Annotated in this window: 13 protein-coding genes; 9 read left to right on the forward strand and 4 right to left on the reverse strand. The window is 51.9% G+C overall.

Going from position 1 to position 16,382, the window contains the following annotated elements; translation table 11 throughout:
• Nucleotides 1-233 precede the first annotated feature (233 nt).
• Complete coding sequence (gene leuS / locus NSS64_RS04285; protein ID WP_341139321.1) at nucleotides 234-2,663, forward strand: leucine--tRNA ligase; 2,430 nt, start codon at nucleotides 234-236, stop codon at nucleotides 2,661-2,663.
• 589 nt (nucleotides 2,664-3,252) lie between these two features.
• On the opposite strand, the gene comER is transcribed toward leuS, so the two are convergent.
• Complete coding sequence (comER, locus tag NSS64_RS04290) at nucleotides 3,253-4,104, reverse strand: late competence protein ComER (protein WP_341139322.1); 852 nt, start codon at nucleotides 4,102-4,104, stop codon at nucleotides 3,253-3,255.
• A 138-nt stretch (nucleotides 4,105-4,242) separates the two neighbouring features.
• Between comER and NSS64_RS04295 the strand changes: the two genes are divergently transcribed.
• From NSS64_RS04295 to NSS64_RS04305, 3 genes are all read left to right on the forward strand, one after another.
• Complete coding sequence (locus tag NSS64_RS04295; protein ID WP_341139323.1) at nucleotides 4,243-5,073, forward strand: ComEA family DNA-binding protein; 831 nt, start codon at nucleotides 4,243-4,245, stop codon at nucleotides 5,071-5,073.
• Between the two features lie 624 nt (nucleotides 5,074-5,697).
• Nucleotides 5,698-6,216 carry a deoxycytidylate deaminase gene (locus NSS64_RS04300; RefSeq protein WP_341139324.1) on the forward strand — a complete coding sequence of 173 codons (519 nt, stop codon included), beginning with the start codon at nucleotides 5,698-5,700 and terminating at the stop codon, nucleotides 6,214-6,216.
• A 159-nt stretch (nucleotides 6,217-6,375) separates the two neighbouring features.
• Complete coding sequence (locus tag NSS64_RS04305) at nucleotides 6,376-9,054, forward strand: ComEC/Rec2 family competence protein (protein ID WP_341139325.1); 2,679 nt, start codon at nucleotides 6,376-6,378, stop codon at nucleotides 9,052-9,054.
• Nucleotides 9,055-9,254: 200 nt separating this feature from the next.
• Here NSS64_RS04305 and NSS64_RS04310 read toward each other — a convergent pair whose 3' ends face one another.
• Entirely contained in the window at nucleotides 9,255-9,836 is a 582-nt protein-coding gene (locus NSS64_RS04310) for a hypothetical protein (protein WP_341139326.1), read from the reverse strand.
• 254 nt (nucleotides 9,837-10,090) lie between these two features.
• Between NSS64_RS04310 and NSS64_RS04315 the strand changes: the two genes are divergently transcribed.
• The 5 genes from NSS64_RS04315 (at nucleotide 10,091) to NSS64_RS04335 (ending at nucleotide 14,164) form a co-directional block, all read left to right on the forward strand.
• Nucleotides 10,091-10,423, forward strand: coding sequence for a PASTA domain-containing protein (locus NSS64_RS04315; RefSeq protein ID WP_036732281.1), 333 nt, complete (start codon nucleotides 10,091-10,093; stop codon nucleotides 10,421-10,423).
• 338 nt (nucleotides 10,424-10,761) lie between these two features.
• Entirely contained in the window at nucleotides 10,762-11,715 is a 954-nt protein-coding gene (locus NSS64_RS04320) for a sensor histidine kinase (RefSeq protein ID WP_341139327.1), read from the forward strand.
• Nucleotides 11,693-12,400: a response regulator transcription factor gene (locus NSS64_RS04325; protein WP_341139328.1), complete on the forward strand. Its 708-nt coding sequence runs from the start codon at nucleotides 11,693-11,695 to the stop codon at nucleotides 12,398-12,400. The genes NSS64_RS04320 and NSS64_RS04325 overlap by 23 nt, the downstream gene beginning before the upstream one ends.
• Nucleotides 12,401-12,480: 80 nt before the next feature.
• Nucleotides 12,481-13,407 carry an ABC transporter ATP-binding protein gene (locus NSS64_RS04330; protein ID WP_341139329.1) on the forward strand — a complete coding sequence of 309 codons (927 nt, stop codon included), beginning with the start codon at nucleotides 12,481-12,483 and terminating at the stop codon, nucleotides 13,405-13,407.
• Nucleotides 13,400-14,164, forward strand: a complete 765-nt coding sequence (locus tag NSS64_RS04335) for an ABC transporter permease (protein WP_341139330.1) — start codon at nucleotides 13,400-13,402, stop codon at nucleotides 14,162-14,164. Before NSS64_RS04330 ends, NSS64_RS04335 begins: the two co-directional genes overlap by 8 nt.
• A 22-nt stretch (nucleotides 14,165-14,186) precedes the next feature.
• Here the strand turns inward: NSS64_RS04335 and NSS64_RS04340 are convergent, their stop codons facing one another.
• Both NSS64_RS04340 and nrdF read right to left on the reverse strand, forming a co-directional pair.
• Nucleotides 14,187-14,966: an alpha/beta fold hydrolase gene (locus tag NSS64_RS04340; RefSeq protein ID WP_341139331.1), complete on the reverse strand. Its 780-nt coding sequence runs from the start codon at nucleotides 14,964-14,966 to the stop codon at nucleotides 14,187-14,189.
• Nucleotides 14,967-15,421: 455 nt separating this feature from the next.
• Nucleotides 15,422-16,381 (reverse strand): class 1b ribonucleoside-diphosphate reductase subunit beta, encoded by a 960-nt coding sequence (nrdF, locus tag NSS64_RS04345; RefSeq protein WP_341139332.1) that lies wholly within the window; start codon nucleotides 16,379-16,381, stop codon nucleotides 15,422-15,424.
• Between the last annotated feature and the right edge of the window lies 1 nt (nucleotide 16,382).

Raw genomic sequence — 16,382 nt, forward strand, 5'->3', positions numbered from 1 at the left:
GTGAATTGGTTATTACAGATTTTATGTAAATATAAAGGAACGGAAAGAAATTTTGGAGCTGTAGCAACGTTAGTGGCCGCCTTTATACTCGGATTTCTACCTTGAAGCTTATAATCAGAAATCCGAGTATAACAGCGGGCGGAAGCCCAAAACTTTCTGCAGTGACCCTTATTTACAGTATTTTTTTACAATAGAGTTACCTAATACAGCAACACTCCAAGGAGGAGCACAAGATGAGCGATAATATTGGATACCGCGCCCAGACCATCGAGCCGAAATGGCAGAAATTCTGGGACGAGAACAAGACCTTCAAGACAAGTGAAGAATCAGGCAAGCCGAAATTCTACGCCCTGGATATGTTCCCGTATCCTTCCGGCGCAGGGCTGCACGTAGGCCATCCGGAAGGCTATACCGCCACCGACATCGTGTCCCGCTTCAAACGGATGCGCGGCTACAACGTGCTGCACCCGATGGGCTGGGATGCCTTCGGACTTCCGGCAGAGCAGTACGCGATGGATACCGGCCAGCATCCGCGTGACATTACCTTCAAGAACATTGACAATTTCCGCCGCCAGATCAAGTCGCTGGGCTTCTCCTACGACTGGGACCGTGAGATCAGCACGACCGATCCGGGGTACTACAAGTGGACGCAGTGGATTTTCATCCAGCTGTACAATCGTGGACTGGCTTATGTGGCCGAAGTATCGGTGAACTGGTGTGAGGCGCTGGGAACGGTTCTTGCGAATGAAGAAGTCATCGACGGCAAAAGCGAGCGCGGCGGCCATCCCGTCGTCCGCAGACCGATGCGCCAGTGGATCCTGAAGATTACCGAATACGCCGACCGCCTGCTGGAGGATCTGGAGGAGCTGGACTGGGAAGAGAGCATCAAGGATATGCAGCGCAACTGGATCGGCAAATCGACCGGCGCTGAGGTGACCTTTGCGATTGAGGGGCATGAGGCTGTGCTTGAAGTGTTCACTACCCGTCCCGATACCCTGTTCGGAGCAAGCTATTGCGTACTCGCACCGGAGCATAAGCTGGTGGATGCCATCACCACGGATGAGCAGAAGGCAGCCGTTGCCGAATATCGCGACAAGGCTTCCCGCAAGAGCGATCTGGAACGCACGGATCTGGCTAAGGAGAAAAGCGGTGTATTCACCGGCGCGTATGCGATTAATCCGGTGAACGGCGCGCAGGTGCCGATCTGGATTGCCGACTACGTGCTGGCGGGCTACGGAACCGGAGCCATTATGGCCGTTCCGGGCCATGATGCCCGCGACTGGGAATTCGCCAAGCAGTTCGGCCTGAACATTATCGAAGTGGTGCAGGGCGGCAATATCGAAGAAGAAGCTTACTCCGGTGACGGTCCGCATGTCAATTCGGGATTCCTCGACGGCCTGTCCAATACTGAAGCGATAGCTCAGATGATCACCTGGCTGGAAGAGAAGGGCAGCGGTAAGGGCAAAGTAACCTACCGCCTGCGCGACTGGCTGTTCAGCCGCCAGCGTTACTGGGGCGAACCGATTCCGATTCTGCACCTGGAAGACGGCACGATGAAGACCGTGCCTGTGGATCAGCTGCCGCTGGTGCTGCCGGATGTGGATGCGATCAAGCCATCGGGCACCGGGGAATCTCCGCTGGCGAATGTGACCGAGTGGGTGGAGACGGTGGATCCAGAGACCGGCATGAAGGCCCGCCGCGAGACCAACACCATGCCGCAATGGGCCGGCAGCTGCTGGTACTACCTGCGTTATATCGATCCTCACAATGATCAGGAGCTGTGTTCACCGGAGAAGCAGAAGGAATGGCTGCCGGTTGACCTGTACATCGGCGGAGCCGAGCATGCGGTGCTTCACCTGCTGTATGCCCGCTTCTGGCATAAGGTGCTCTATGATATCGGCGTAGTCGATACCAAGGAGCCGTTCCACAAGCTGGTCAACCAGGGAATGATCCTGGGAAACAACAACGAGAAGATGAGTAAATCGCGCGGTAATGTCATTAACCCGGATGAAATCGTGGAAGCTTACGGCGCTGATACACTGCGCGTCTATGAGATGTTCATGGGTCCTTTGGAAGCAACGAAGCCTTGGAACGAGAAGGGTGTCGAAGGCATTCACCGCTTCCTCTCCCGCGTATGGCGCCTGTTCGTGAATGAAGACGGCAGCCTCAGCGCGAAGATTACAGAGGGCGGCGGCACGGATGAATTCAAACGCACCTGGCACAAGACGCTGAAGAAGGTAACCGAAGACTTCGAGCATCTGCGTTTCAATACGGCAATCAGCCAGCTGATGATTTTCATCAATGACGCTTACAAGCAGGAGAGCCTGTCCAAGGAAGCGGCAGAACAGTTCGTACAGATGCTGTCCCCGCTGGCACCGCATATTGCCGAAGAGCTGTGGGAGCTGCTGGGCCATGAAGGAAGCATCAGCTATGTCGCCTGGCCATCCTATGATGAAGCTTGGACCGTAGATGCTGAGGTTGAGATCGTGGTGCAGGTCAACGGTAAAATCGTCCAGCGCGCGCTGATTCCGGCGGATATGGGCCAGCAGGAGATGCAGGACCACGCCCTGGCCCTGCCGAATGTGAAGGCGGCCGTCGAAGGCAAAACCGTACGCAAAATCATTGCCGTTCCCGGCAAGCTGGTAAATATCGTAGTGGGTTAAGCGAAGAACGCAATTCTGCCCGCAGCAACGGAGGTTTCCGTGCTGCGGGCTTTGTTGCTGTTTAGGCGCCGAGGGAAGGGCCCCATGCATCACAGGCGGTAACATTTTAAGAGGAATCCTGTCAAAAGTGCAACAATACTGCCCCAAAGAAGCAGTCTATGCTGAAATCCTGCACGAACTGCAACAAATTCAGCACTAACTTGCTCTAAACACCGAAATTTGTGCAAATAATGCAACATTGTACTTCAACCCGTAAAAGGTATAGAGAAATCCTGCAAAAAGGGCAACATTACTGCTCCTTAAAAGCGGCCGGTGAGAGAGGCATTAGCATCGTTCACCCGCAGGGTGATTTTGTTCAAATATAAGAATTTATATGTTGCACACGATAACTTATCCTTCTATTTCTCGCTGAAACGGTACCGTCCTTTAAAAGGACGGCAAAGCCGTTTCCACTTGGTTTCGGGCGGCCTAGCCTGGAGCGTGAACGATGGCTTCAAGGCTGGTACCGCGAAGATTAGCGCGTGTGGCCCGTTCAAAGCAGGGTACCGTGCGGCGGGATGACAAGCGGTATAGGACAGATGAGGGCAGCTTAACGGTCGATGCGGCTCTGGGCGATACTGCCAAGCCCGAACAGCTCGTCGAGCTTTTCCACATCCTCATCATACTTGTCATGTGTGGTGGTGATCAGGCGTTCAAAAACCCCTTCCAGACTGGTCTGCAAGTGATTCAGGGCTTGCGCGGTAATACCCCCGCGGACGGCTACCCGTTCCTGCAGCTCCTGCGGGGTGAACGAGCCTTTGGTCAACAGCTTACCCGTACCCAGCAGCATCTCCCCTGCGAGCCGGGTGACCAGGGCTTCGTCGATGCCGGTTGCTTCAACAGCCGCTTCAATCCACCGCTCCAGGAAATAGCTAAGAAAGGCCGGGCCGCAGCTAGAGAAATCTGAGGCAATCCGCGTATGGCCCTCAGGAATTTCCTCCGGAACTCCAATGCAGGAGAATAGCTGGAGCAGCAGGAGCCTGTCTTTTTTATTTAATCGGCTTCCAAAAATGCACAGCGAACTCCCGCCTCTGACGGAATGGGTGATGCTGGGAATGATTTTGGCGACCTTGGAGGGCAGGGCCGATTCCAGATGGTAGAGCTGCACAGGGCTTGTAATCGATACAACGATCTGGTCGCTGCGCAGATAAGGGGCGATCTCATCGGTTACCCGCTTGAACTGCAAAGGCTTGACACACAGGAACACCAGGTCGCTCTCCGAGGCGGCTTCGATGTTGCCGGAGCATATCGTAATTCCGGGATGAAGCTTCTTCAGCTCCATCAGCCTGCCCGGGCTGCGGTTGCTGGCCATCACATCACATGGATCAAGGGCTCCCGACCGAAGGAAGGTGTCGATCAGCAGACTTCCCATGCTGCCTGTTCCGATAAATCCCACTTTCATCCTGTGGTACCTCCTTTCTTATGCTGCTGGCTTACAGTGATACTCTTCGTTAAATGTATGCACACCAGACTTGGACCAATGACAGGTTTTAATCGGGTTTTTGAATAAAATTCCAGTTCGATGAGGGAGGACAACCTGATGGATAAAAGAATGATCATCTGCGCCATCACCGCCGCGCTGCTGGGCGGCGGCCTGGTATGGGCCGCAGATCATAAAGCACAGGACACCGGCATCGCCGGATGGACGACGCTGAACGCCGGAATGGCGCAGGCGCTGGGAGTGGCGGACATAGGTGAGGGTGGCAGTGCCGCCGCCGGGGCTAATGGCGGGAGTGCGGCGGACGGGGCTGATGGTGGGAGCGTAGCGGCGGGTGGAAGTATGACAAGTGGGGAGGCAGGCGGTGAGGATGCTGGTCGCGATACGGCAGGTAGTGGAGTGGCTGGTAGCGAGGTAGCTGGTGGTGGTAAGGCGGGTAGTGGAGTGGCTAGCGGGAGTGCGGCTGGGGACGGGGCAGGTGGCTGGAGTGTTGCAGGTGCGGCGGGTAGTGGAGATGCAGGTGGCGAGGTAGCTGGTGGCGGTAAGGTGGGTAGTGGAGCAACTGGCAACGCAGCCACGGGTGGTGCAACAGTGGACACAGGAGCTGGCGGGAGTGTGACTGGTAATGGAGTTGCTGGTGCGAATGTTGTAGGCGAGGCGGGTAGCGGAGTTATTGGCGGTGCGGCCACCGGTGATGGAACAGCTGGAGCCGCTGGCATTGCAGTCCCGGCAGCGGCTGACGGCCGGATCAATGTGAATACAGCCGATGCCAAAGCGCTCATGGACCTGCCGGGCATTGGAGAGAAAAAGGCGCAGGCGATTATCGACTACCGCACCAGTAAGGGAGCCTTCCGCAGCGCGAACGAGCTGGGCAAGGTGAAGGGCATCGGCCCCAAGCTGCTGGAGAAGCTTAAGCCGCTGGTGGCATTTTAAGGCCGCCGTCCTGAATGTCTCCGTCTCCGAACAACCCGTCTGTCGGGGAAGCAGTTGGATTTCCTCCACTTAATAAATCTTAAATGCTACCTTGACGAACAGTAAGTGGATTTAGGGCATCTAATTTAGCCTGAATGCGCTGAATCAGCAATTTGCAATAAATTAAGTGTCATTTTTCCAACTACTAGCTTACATTCGGCGCTTTTACCAGTAACAGTTGTAGTTTTTCCACTTAGCGGGCTCTATACTCTGAGCATGGACAGAGGCAAAGTAAGCTGCAATTGCACTCAGTGCATTAGATTAGCCCACAATCCGCCTGATAACTGAAGCTGCTGCACTTCGTACATTAGAATTTTGCAAAAGAGGGTCTTTGGAGACTAAATGAGAGAATCAATTGTATGAAGTGCAGCAGAACGTGACTTAGGCGCTGAGAATGCAATTTCTACTGTATGAAGTGCAATCACACCCGACTCTACAGATGAGCTGTAAAAGTGGGCGGGACGGGAGATCTAAGTGAGAGTTAGGTGAAATGTGGGGTGTTACGGGCTATCAATATCCTAGTGAAAACGCAGACAGGTATGCTACAATAATGAACAACTATTGAAGAGAAAGTGGAGATTACTGATGACTGTGGCTTACCGCAAGAACTGGGATACATACTTCATGGATATTGCCTGCATGGTCTCCACCCGTTCGCGCTGTCCCCGCCGCCATGTCGGCGCGGTGCTGGTGCAGGGGAAGAAGCTGCTGGGTACGGCCTATAACGGTGCGCCGATGGGCGTTCCTGACTGCTCGGAAGCAGGCTGTATGGTATCTGAGCAGTACGAGCGTGAGATGATAGACGGTGTAGAGACAATGGTCAAAAAGCAGCGCTGCATCCGCACGATCCATGCCGAGCAGAATCTGCTGCTGTTCACAGACCGGAGCGACCGGGAAGGCAGTACGGTCTACGTTACTGATGAACCCTGCTGGACTTGTGCTAATATGCTGGCTAACAGCGGAATCGTGGAGATTGTCTACCTGCGCCCGTACAAGAAAGACATGGGAAAGGTGCAGGCGATGCTCTCCTCCAAAGGGATCGTGTTCCGTCAACTGGAGAACTATGAGCCGCCTAAGGAAACGATGATTTCGGTATCTGAATAACCAGCATCTACGGATGGGCTGACGGGCTTAACATAGTTGGCTGAACGAGCCGCGAAAAGAATAGTGACGGGCTCCAGAGGAAGAACCTCTGTACACGCATTTGTATGCGTATGCAGGGGTTCTTTGGCGTCTAGTGCTAATTAGGAAGGAGAGATGATTATGAACAGAAGGCCGCTCTTAAGCTTTACGGTCTGCTGGGTAGCGGGAAGTGCCGCAGGATGTTTGTTCTCTGGCCGCAGTCTGCTGTTCTGCCTCACAGGGCTGCTGTTGCTGCCTGTAGTCTGGGCGGTGAGCGGCAGAATACGCTGGAGGATGGCTGGGGTGTTGGTGACAGCACTGATTGTGGCATCCTTATACTGGGAATATAGCGAGGTACGCAATGTGAGTCTGCTGCCTGAGGTGTTGGGGCAACCAGTAAGCGAACTGAATGAAGCCTATATAACAGCCGCAGGCGTTATCGCTTCTCCGGTGGAGCGGGACGGGGACCGGGTTGACTTTGTCGCGAAGCTGTCCAGTGTCAGACTACACCAGCAAGGGGAACAGTCTGCCGCAGCGGGAGCGGTGGAGAGGGAGGCTGAAGGTGAACGTGTAACTGTACAAATCAAGCTCCAGGAGGAGAGTGAAATTGCGGTGGCTGCGCAGTGGCAGCGGGGAGACCGGGTGGTCATTGAAGGGGAGTTGATCCAACCGCAGACAGCGCGCAACTTTGGCGGATTCGACTACCGGGCCTATCTGCTCACCCAAAAGATTCACTGGCTGCTAAAAGGAACGGGAACAGCCAGTGTAAAGGTTAACCCCCAAGTCTCGTGGGAGCCGTCCAGGATTCTGCGCTGGAATGATAAGGCAAGATCCGTACTCGGTGCAGAAATGAGCCGCTTATTTCAGGAGCCTCATGCGGGCTATATGAAAGGCCTTGTCATCGGTATCCAGAAGGAGCTAGACCCGGAGACCTTCAGACAGTTCTCTCAGCTCGGACTGACCCATATTCTCGCCATCTCGGGGATGCATGTGGCGGTGTACGTCGGAGTAATCCTGGTTCTTCTGCGCCGCTGCCGCTTAACCAGGGAAACCGCACTAACGGTGACCTTGCTGCTGGTGCCGGTCTATGTGCTGCTGTCCGGGGCCGGACCGTCTGTGATCCGCGCTGGGATCATGAGCATGATTGCCTTGCTGGCGGCAAGGCTCGGCATGCTCAAGGATGGGCTCAACATTCTGGCTTCATCCGCTCTGATGATGCTGGTCTGGAACCCTTATCTGCTGCTTAGTGTCAGCTTTCAGCTGTCTTTTCTGGTAACGGCAGGACTCATGGTGTACACACCGCTCGCTGCGCCGCTGTTCAAGCAGTTACCGGGTTGGCTGGGCAGCAGTCTCTCCGTAACGATTATTGCTCAACTGGTCTCGTTTCCGCTGACGATTTATTATTTCAACCAATTCTCATTGTTGTCGGTTGCCGCCAATCTACTGCTGGTTCCCTTCATCACTTTCTTGGTGCTGCCTTTGGGAACACTGGCACTGCTCCTCGGAAGGGCCTGGAATGCAGCTGCACTCCTGACTGCGCAGCTTGCGGAGATACTAAATAATATCACTTTTGTGGCAGTAGAGTGGGTGAACGGATTCACTGCCGGGGTGCTGATCTGGGCTTCGCCATCCTTCCTGTGGATCTGCCTCTATTACGGTCTGTTATATGGTTTGTTACATGCGTTGAAACGGAGGACTGAGGCCATGCTTGTTCCCCAGTTCATGGACGATGAGACCCGTCCGCTGGCAGAGCTGGAGAGGCCGGAACCGCTGGGTAACCATATCAACACCACCAACCAGCCAGATTTGCCATCCACTGCAAACAGCGGTCGAGCAGCCTTGGCCTTCCAAGCCTATCCGCCGACTGGAGCTACGCGCTGGAGTAATTCCGCAGCCATACTGTGTGCCGTAGGCCTGACCATTCTGCTTTATAAGGGCTATAACGCTGAGGCTATACGCGACGGCTTCGGTTCCATCAGTTACCTGGACATAGGCCAGGGGGACAGCAGCCTGATTACCACGCCGGGCGGAGCCCATATCCTGGTGGACGGCGGCGGGACCGTTAGCTTCGGCAAAAGGGAGGCATGGCGCATACGCCGCAGTCCGTTCGAGGTCGGGGCGAAGACGCTGCTGCCGCTCCTGAAGCAGCGGGGTATCCACCGGCTGGACGCGGTTATCCTGACGCATGGCGATCAGGACCATGCCGGAGGGCTCCAGGCGGTGCTGGAAGGGCTGCCGGTATCGGCGCTGCTGTTCAACGGAACACTGGCCGACACGGAGCCGTATACCAAGCTGATGACGACTGCACTGGAAGCGGGTGTCCGGCTATATCCGGTGCAGCAGGGCATGACGCTGGAACCGGACGATGCCACGCGGCTGAATTTCCTTTGGCCGGATCAGGGAGCGGATGGACAGACCCTGCCGGAGGAAGTGGAGGACCAGAACCACGAATCGGTGGTGTTCCGGCTGGAGATGAACGGCCGGAGCTTTCTTTTCACAGGAGATATGGATCAGGCTGCAGAGGAGGCCATCCTACATTCCGCAAGTCAATCCGGGATTAAGCAAGGCAGACCCATCGATGCCCTCAAGGTCGCCCACCACGGCAGCAAAACCGCCACCAGCGCAGACTGGCTGGCCTTCTGGAACCCCGGGGCCGCTGTTATCTCAGCCGGTGTGAATAACCTGTACGGGCATCCCAATGGCGGTGTGCTGGACCGGTTGGCTGACGCAAATACTGAGATCTACCGGACCGATCAGCAGGGGGAGATTCAGCTTAGAGTGGGCAAGGAGGGAATCAACGTACGCCATAAGCTCAATTAGTGTGTAAATAGCCTTAGAGTTTAAACTATACTTCTTTATGCTTGTTTCAACTCCCTTTAGCTATTGAGCAAGTAATTGTATCGAATAAAATTTGGAATACAAAAAACAAGCCCACTCTCCGATATTCAGGAGAGGGGCTTGCAGTCATATTAAAACTTATAAAAATTGAAGCACCGTAATAAACAAACCGCGTTGAGTTTTTAGAATGATATTTGTCCACTAACAATAACTGAACCTGCCGATAAATTAGTTATAAAGAATCTAATATGAGTTGCACCAGCATAATGGGCATAAGCATAGTTAGATGTGTCAGTAAAACTCTGTATAGTTTGTCCATTGTCAGTATTGAAATGTCCATATTGCATAGTTGTTGGACTTGTTTGATTAGTGGAAAAACTCATACTAACAAGAGTAGTGGTAGCTACCGTCCACGGCTGACCATCAGATCTGGAATAAATCATTTTTACGCCTTGTGGAATGGTGTGACTGCTTAAAGGGGTCACGCTTTGTATTGAAAAATCATTTGAAGATTTAACAGCTTTCGAATCAACGGGTAAAATATAAAAATAAATTTTTGTATTATCTTCTGTGTCTACTAGACCTGAATCAACTATTAGGGGTTCTGTGAAAGAGCCTGCATTCTTTACAATTTCATTAACTGCACTTGAAATTTTTTCTTCAGTTAATTTAACAGAGTTATCCTTTGCAAATACCATGTTTGGGAAAACCAGAATTAAAATAATCATTGAAAATAATAAAAGCTTTTTAGAATTAAACCTCAATATAATTCCTCCTTTGTAAATTAAAATTAGTGATTACTTCTGGCGTTTTGTAGTCACTCAATACATAATCATCTAATTTTTACCTAATTAATATATTACATATAATAGAACTTAATTACAATAATAAATAAAAAAATAAATTTATGGTTCATTTTTGAGTGCATATAGGATAAAATATAATAATAAATCCTTTTTAAGGTAATGGAGAGATTTGAGTAAACCTAATAAGAACTAAATATTCAAGGAGGTTAAAAATGATTAAAAAGTGGTTACTTTCATCGTTTGAAATTAACTTGAGATTTAGGAGAGTTTATTTGCTAACTACTATTGGAGTTATAGTTATTGCAATTAGTATAGTTTTTGCTTACAGAGAAAATCCAAAAAAATCCAATGTCCCATTCCTAGTAGGGCTTTCTGAGCAAGAAGCCGTAACACTATTAGAAAATCTTAATTTGCGTGTAAACATAAAAGAAGATGCCAATAATTATCTTGTAGAGAATGGAATAGTAACTGGCCAATCTCCTATTGAGAATACTCAAATTGCTAAAAATGAAATTGTAACGATAAGTGTGAAAAATAATAAATAAATTTTTATAATTGGATATGGCGGATTGCTATAACTCCTTAAGTCAACACACTAAAAGAATCACAAGAGTTTATTTAATAATCTTCAGGAGGGGGTATTCGCTCTTGAATCCAGAGTACTGTCTTCTATGTACCAATCCGTTTTACCCGATTCTATTAATCTCCAGAACTCAGCACATCAATACCGTTTAGATCGGAGATATTATTTTATTTGTTTATGAGTTAGCGCTGGGATGATGAAGGCCATTGAAATAAGCTACGCTACCCCAAATAGTTTGGGTATAAGCGTAGCTTTTTGTGTTACTATTAAGCCTCTCTCAATCGTATATAATAACCTCATATGAGAGGAGTTGATCCTATCCTTATTGTTCTGGCAGGACTCCTGCTGCTGCTGCTGATTGCCCAGACTGTGTACCTGCTGAACTACCGGAGACAGGTCGGTCAGATCAGCAGCCAGCTGTCTTTTATTATGGAGCATGAGTCCCGTAAGCTGGTAGCGACCCAGTTGAAGCCAAGGGAGATCGGCAGGCTGGTGCGGGAGTGCAATAACCTGTTAAGCCGCCAGCAAGCGATGGGAGAACAGTTCAGCCGCAAGAATCAGGAGATGAATCTGGCGGTTACCAGTCTGTCGCATGATATCCGCACGCCGCTCACTTCACTGGATGGTTACCTTCAGCTGGCGCTGCGGACAGAGGTGGAGCAGGAAAAGGGGCGGTACGTAGCGCTTGCCCAGTCGAGAATACAGCAGATTATTAAGCTGGTAGAGGAGCTGTTCCTCTATACCAAGCTGCAGAATCCCGAATATGAATTGGAGCTGCAGGCGGTTGATGTGGTGGAGGTGCTGAAGCGGAACCTGTTCACGTTCATTGATGATTTTACCCGGTCCGGGAATGAGCCCGAGCTTCGGCTGCCGGAGCGTTCTCCCCGGGTGATGGGGGATATCCATGCGCTGGAACGAATCTTTACCAATATCATCGGCAACTATTTCATCCACGGCGAAGGCCCGTTGACCGTAGAGGTTGAAGACAGGCAGGAGATGCTGTGTATACGCTTCACCAATCGGCTTAAGCCAGGCAGCAGTGTGGATACGGAGAAGATCTTTACCCGCTTTTACAGAGAAGATCCCTCGCGTACCCGGCATTCCTCAGGGCTTGGACTCTCGATTGTGAAGGCGCTGACGGAGAAAATGAACGGGGATGCAGAGGCCGGGTGTACAGCGGATACCTTCAGTATATTAATCGGATTCTCAAAAAGGGGGGAGGAGCATAGCCATGAGTACCCATCTCAAGGATAACGGGCACCGCAAAAGAATTCTCATCGTTGAGGATGACGAGCATATTAACGCAATTCTGCATGACGGGCTTACCGCCGCAGCCTTTCAGTGTACCCGGGCCTATTCAGGCAGTGAAGGGATGCTGAATCTGGCAGAGCAGGAGTACCACCTGATTGTCTTAGACCTGATGCTGCCCGGATTGTCCGGCGAAGGGTTCATGCACCGTTTGCGTGAGGAGTTGAAGTCCCGGATTCCGGTAATTGTCCTCTCGGCAAAGGATCAGCTGGATCATAAGCTGGATCTGTTCACGCTGGGCGCTGACGATTATGTGACCAAGCCCTTTGAGCTGGAGGAGCTGATTGCCCGCATCCATGTCCATATCCAGCGGACGGCTGCCGGTGAGCCGGTGAAGGAGTTCAGGCATAAAAATCTGGTACTGGACTGCTCGGCCTACAGTGTCAGGATTCATGGAACTGAGCTTTCGCTGACCCGCCAGGAATTCAGAATTGTCGAGTTGCTGGTTAAGAATCCTACCCGCGTGTTCACGAAGCAGGATCTCTATGAGCTGGCCTGGGAGGAGATCTATCTGGGCGAGGACAAGACGATAACGGTACATGTCAGCAATATCCGCAATAAAATCAAAGCGCACGACAGCGAAGCCTATATCGATACGGTCTGGGGCATCGGCTTCCGGCTGAGTCCATGATGAACTTTGAACTTTCTTAACCTTTTGTTGGCGAACTATTAGTCTTCATCCTGTTAACTTAGGGTAAGGAGGTGGCAGACATGACAGATTGCATCATTGAACTATGCGGACTGACCAAGATGTACCAATCGAAAGCGGCAGTACGGAATGCCAATCTCAAAATCTACAGAGGAGAGATTGTCGGCATCATCGGTAAGAACGGGGCGGGCAAATCGACCCTGCTCAAAATGATCAGCGGACACGTGTATCCAACCTCGGGAGAGCTGCATTTTTTCAACCGTGCGGCGGCGGGAGACCAGTCTTTTTTCGAGCGGATGGGGGTACTGATTGAGCAGCCCGGGTTATATCCGAACATCTCGGCCTATGAGAACCTGAAGCTGCTCGCCATCGCATATGGTCTAAGTGACAGGGTTACCACGATAGAGAAATTGCTGAGGCTCGTAGGACTGGACCCTAAGAATACCGCCAAAGTCAAAAGCTATTCCATGGGTATGAAGCAGCGGCTGGGGATCGCGGTGGCCTTGCTTGGAAGTCCCGATGTGCTGATTCTGGATGAGCCGATTAACGGGCTTGATCCGCAGGGGATTGTAGAGATCAGGGAGCTCATCCTGGAGCTGAACGCAGCGGGTCTGACGATTCTGATCTCCAGCCACATTCTGGAGGAGCTCTCCAAAATCGCCACCAAGTATGCCATTATCCATCAGGGGGAATTCGCCGAGGTCATCTCCAAGGAAGAATTACAACAGCGCTGTGAGGAACGGATCGAGATTAGCGTGGAGGAAGCCCGGGAGGCTCTCCCGGTGCTGGAGCGCGAGCTGAAGATTACACAATATAAAGTGGTGGACAGCCGTACGGTGTATGTATACGACGAGCATATCCGCATCCGGCAGATCGTCCAGGAGCTGGCGCAGCATGGGATAATGGTAGATTCCATCTCAAGACATAAGCAGAGCCTGGAGCAGTATTTCTTGGAACGCACGGAAAGTGCAGGTGAACGCCATGATTAATCTGTTGCGGATGGACCTGTACCGCTTCACGCGAAACAAGATTATGTACTTGCTGCTGCTTTTGTTCTGTGCCTTTCAGATCTTCGGCATCTATATGATGAAGCAATACGCGCAGCCTGTGGAGGAAGGCGGTGTTCAGATCGGAAATTTAACGGAGATAGACTTCATCCAGTACACGATCTCACAGCCGCCTTCCTGGATGCTGATCTATATCGCCGTGTTCACGATCTATTTCTATATGAGCGAATGGAATTCCGGCTTCCACAAGAATTATATCTCCATGAGACAGGCAAGAATCCACTCCGTCTTCTCCAAAATGGCGATTCTCGCCCTATTCGTGGCCATGCTGTTCCTGACACTGTTAATTGCGGATGGGATCGGGAGAAGGATGCTCTTTGACCAGACAGATATGGGAGATCTAGGCATGCTCATTACCCTGCTGGCCAGCCAATTCCTGCTGCACTGGGCGTTCTCCCTGCTTGTTCTCTGCATTGCTATGATGACTAAGAACCTGCTCATCAGCTTGAGCGCCGGCTTCGTTCTGGCCCTGAATGTGATCGGGATGGTACTGGGGGCGCTGGAGAATCAGTTCACAGGCACTCATCTCACGCAATATCTGCTGATCAACACGCTCGTACGGGTCAAGGATCTAGGCAGCACGGCTGACATGATTCATACATTCGGAGTAGCGGTTGCTGCGATTCTAATACTAAGCTATCTTGCTGTCCGCTACAAAATCAGGGAGGATCTGAACTAGCGTCATTTCGCGCCTGAGGGAATTAGATTCTTCTGCATTCCCCGGGCAGCTCCCCGCCCTGAACCCAGGCCTCGACCAGCTTATTGAACAGCTCCGGCTCCGCCAGAGAGAGGCCATGTCCCATCCGGGGAATCACCACGCCTATGCAGCGGGGATTCTCAGCTACAAGGTCCCGGGCGGATTGCTTCATGACAGATTTCTCACGTTCACCTACAGTAACCAGTATTTTGCCTGCAGCCTCACTGAACCCGGCTGGAATGCGGAACGACATATTCTCTTCCAGCACCCGGATCAGCGTCTTCAGCTCCATCTGCCGGCTCTCTTGAACATACCGTTCCAGGTACTCCTCGCCCAGATAGAGCGTCTTAGCCTGTAGCTTCGCGAACCATCTGTACTTAATCAGCGGAAAAGACAGTCTGACCGCCGGCCCGATCAGCTTGCTGGCGGAGGGAATGGGCCGCACTAACGCGCTGTTGATGATGGCATAATCGATCAGCTCCGGTCTTAACCCCAGCATCTGAACCAACACCTGTGCGCCCAGCGAGAAGCCGGTGACAACGATCTTTCGTCCCTGAGCCCGCTCCTCAATGAGCAACAGAAGCTCCTCCGCACTGCTGCGGATCGTGAACTCCGTATCCTCCCGGCTGAACCCGTGCCCCGGCAGGTCCGGGACCAGACAATGATACCCGGCGAACGCCGCCACCTGCTTCTCCCACATCCACCCGCTCACGCCCCCGCCATGCAGGAAGACCATCAGACAAGCCCCATCCGGGTCTCCGTACTCCTGAATATGTATCGCCATCCCGTTACACCTCTTTCTTGTAAAATAGCCACTCCTACTCCTACTCCTACGTCCCAGTAACAATATGGTCTCATAAGTAGAACCGGCTTTGTCTTCCTTTTCGGGACGGTACCGTTTCAATGAAAAGTGAAGCTTGGGTTTCGATGCTTACTCAGGATCTTTGCGGGGATCGGCAATGTATTCACAAAAAAGCCCCGGCAGCTTGTCCAAGCTGCCGGGTGCTTATTCTACATACCATCCAATAGATTGAACTTGTAATATACAAATTAAGGGATGAATGGCGGAAGGGAATTTTGGAACTGTAGGAGCGGTAGCGTCCGCCTTTGTATACGGATTTCTACCGCGAACAGCGGTTAAATCAAGGAAATCTGTATACAACAGCGGCCGGAAGTCCAAACATTCTCTGGAGTCATGACTATCCCAAGATAAAGATACTGCAAGTTCAATCTACCCACTCAAAAATTAAAATCCTCATCCCGCAAAGGCTCCACATTCATAGCCCGCACATACCCGTTCCCCTTCTTCGAGAAGAAGTCATGTTGCTTCGTGTGGGTGCTGATTCCGTTCTGGACGATCGGGTTAATCTCTTCCTCATCGAACAGCGGATCATGGCCGAGGTTCATCATCGCCTTGTTGGCATTGTAGCGCAGGAAGGTCTTCACTTCCTCTACCAGACCGATCGGCGCGTAGATCTGCTCGGTGTACTGTTCTTCGTTCGCATGGAGCAGACGCAGCAGGCCGACCAGGGTCTCGTAGACATCGCTCTGGTCTTCATCGGACAGCTCCTCAAAAATCTCCTGGGCCAGCACGCCGACATAGACGCCGTGGATGCTCTCATCGCGCAGGATCAGGTCGATGATCTCGCCGCTGCAGGTCATTTTGCCCTGACCGGCCAGATAGAGCGGGTAGAAGAAGCCGCTGTAGAACAGGTAGCTCTCCAGCAGGACCGAGGCGGACATCGCCAGATAGAGGTCTTTCTTCGTCTCAATCTTTTGATAATACTCCGAGATCGTCTCCGCCTTGAACTGCAGGAACGTATTGTCCTCCACCCAGCGGAAAATCCCGTCAATCTGTTCAGTCGAAGCCAGTGTGGTGAAAATGCTGCTGTACGACTTCGCATGAATCTGCTCCATCATCCCCATGAAGCCAAGGACCGCCTTGCGCTGCAAGCCGTCCACATGCTCCATAATCTGCGGCATCCCTACGCCGCCCTGAATCGTATCCAGCAGGGTCAGTCCGCCCAGCACCTTCATATAAGAGTCCTTTTCAATCTCACTCAGCGTGAGCCAGGACATTTTGTCATCGGATAATGGAATTTCGTCGTCGGTCCAGAACTGCATAATATTCTGGTTCCAGAACATCAGCGAGAAATCGTCGTCGGGACGGTTCCAGTTCACGGCTTGAATTGCGCTCATA

Source organism: Paenibacillus sp. FSL H8-0122, assembly GCF_038005345.1.
In the GTDB taxonomy this organism is placed as follows: Bacteria; Bacillota; Bacilli; order Paenibacillales; family Paenibacillaceae; genus Paenibacillus_AQ.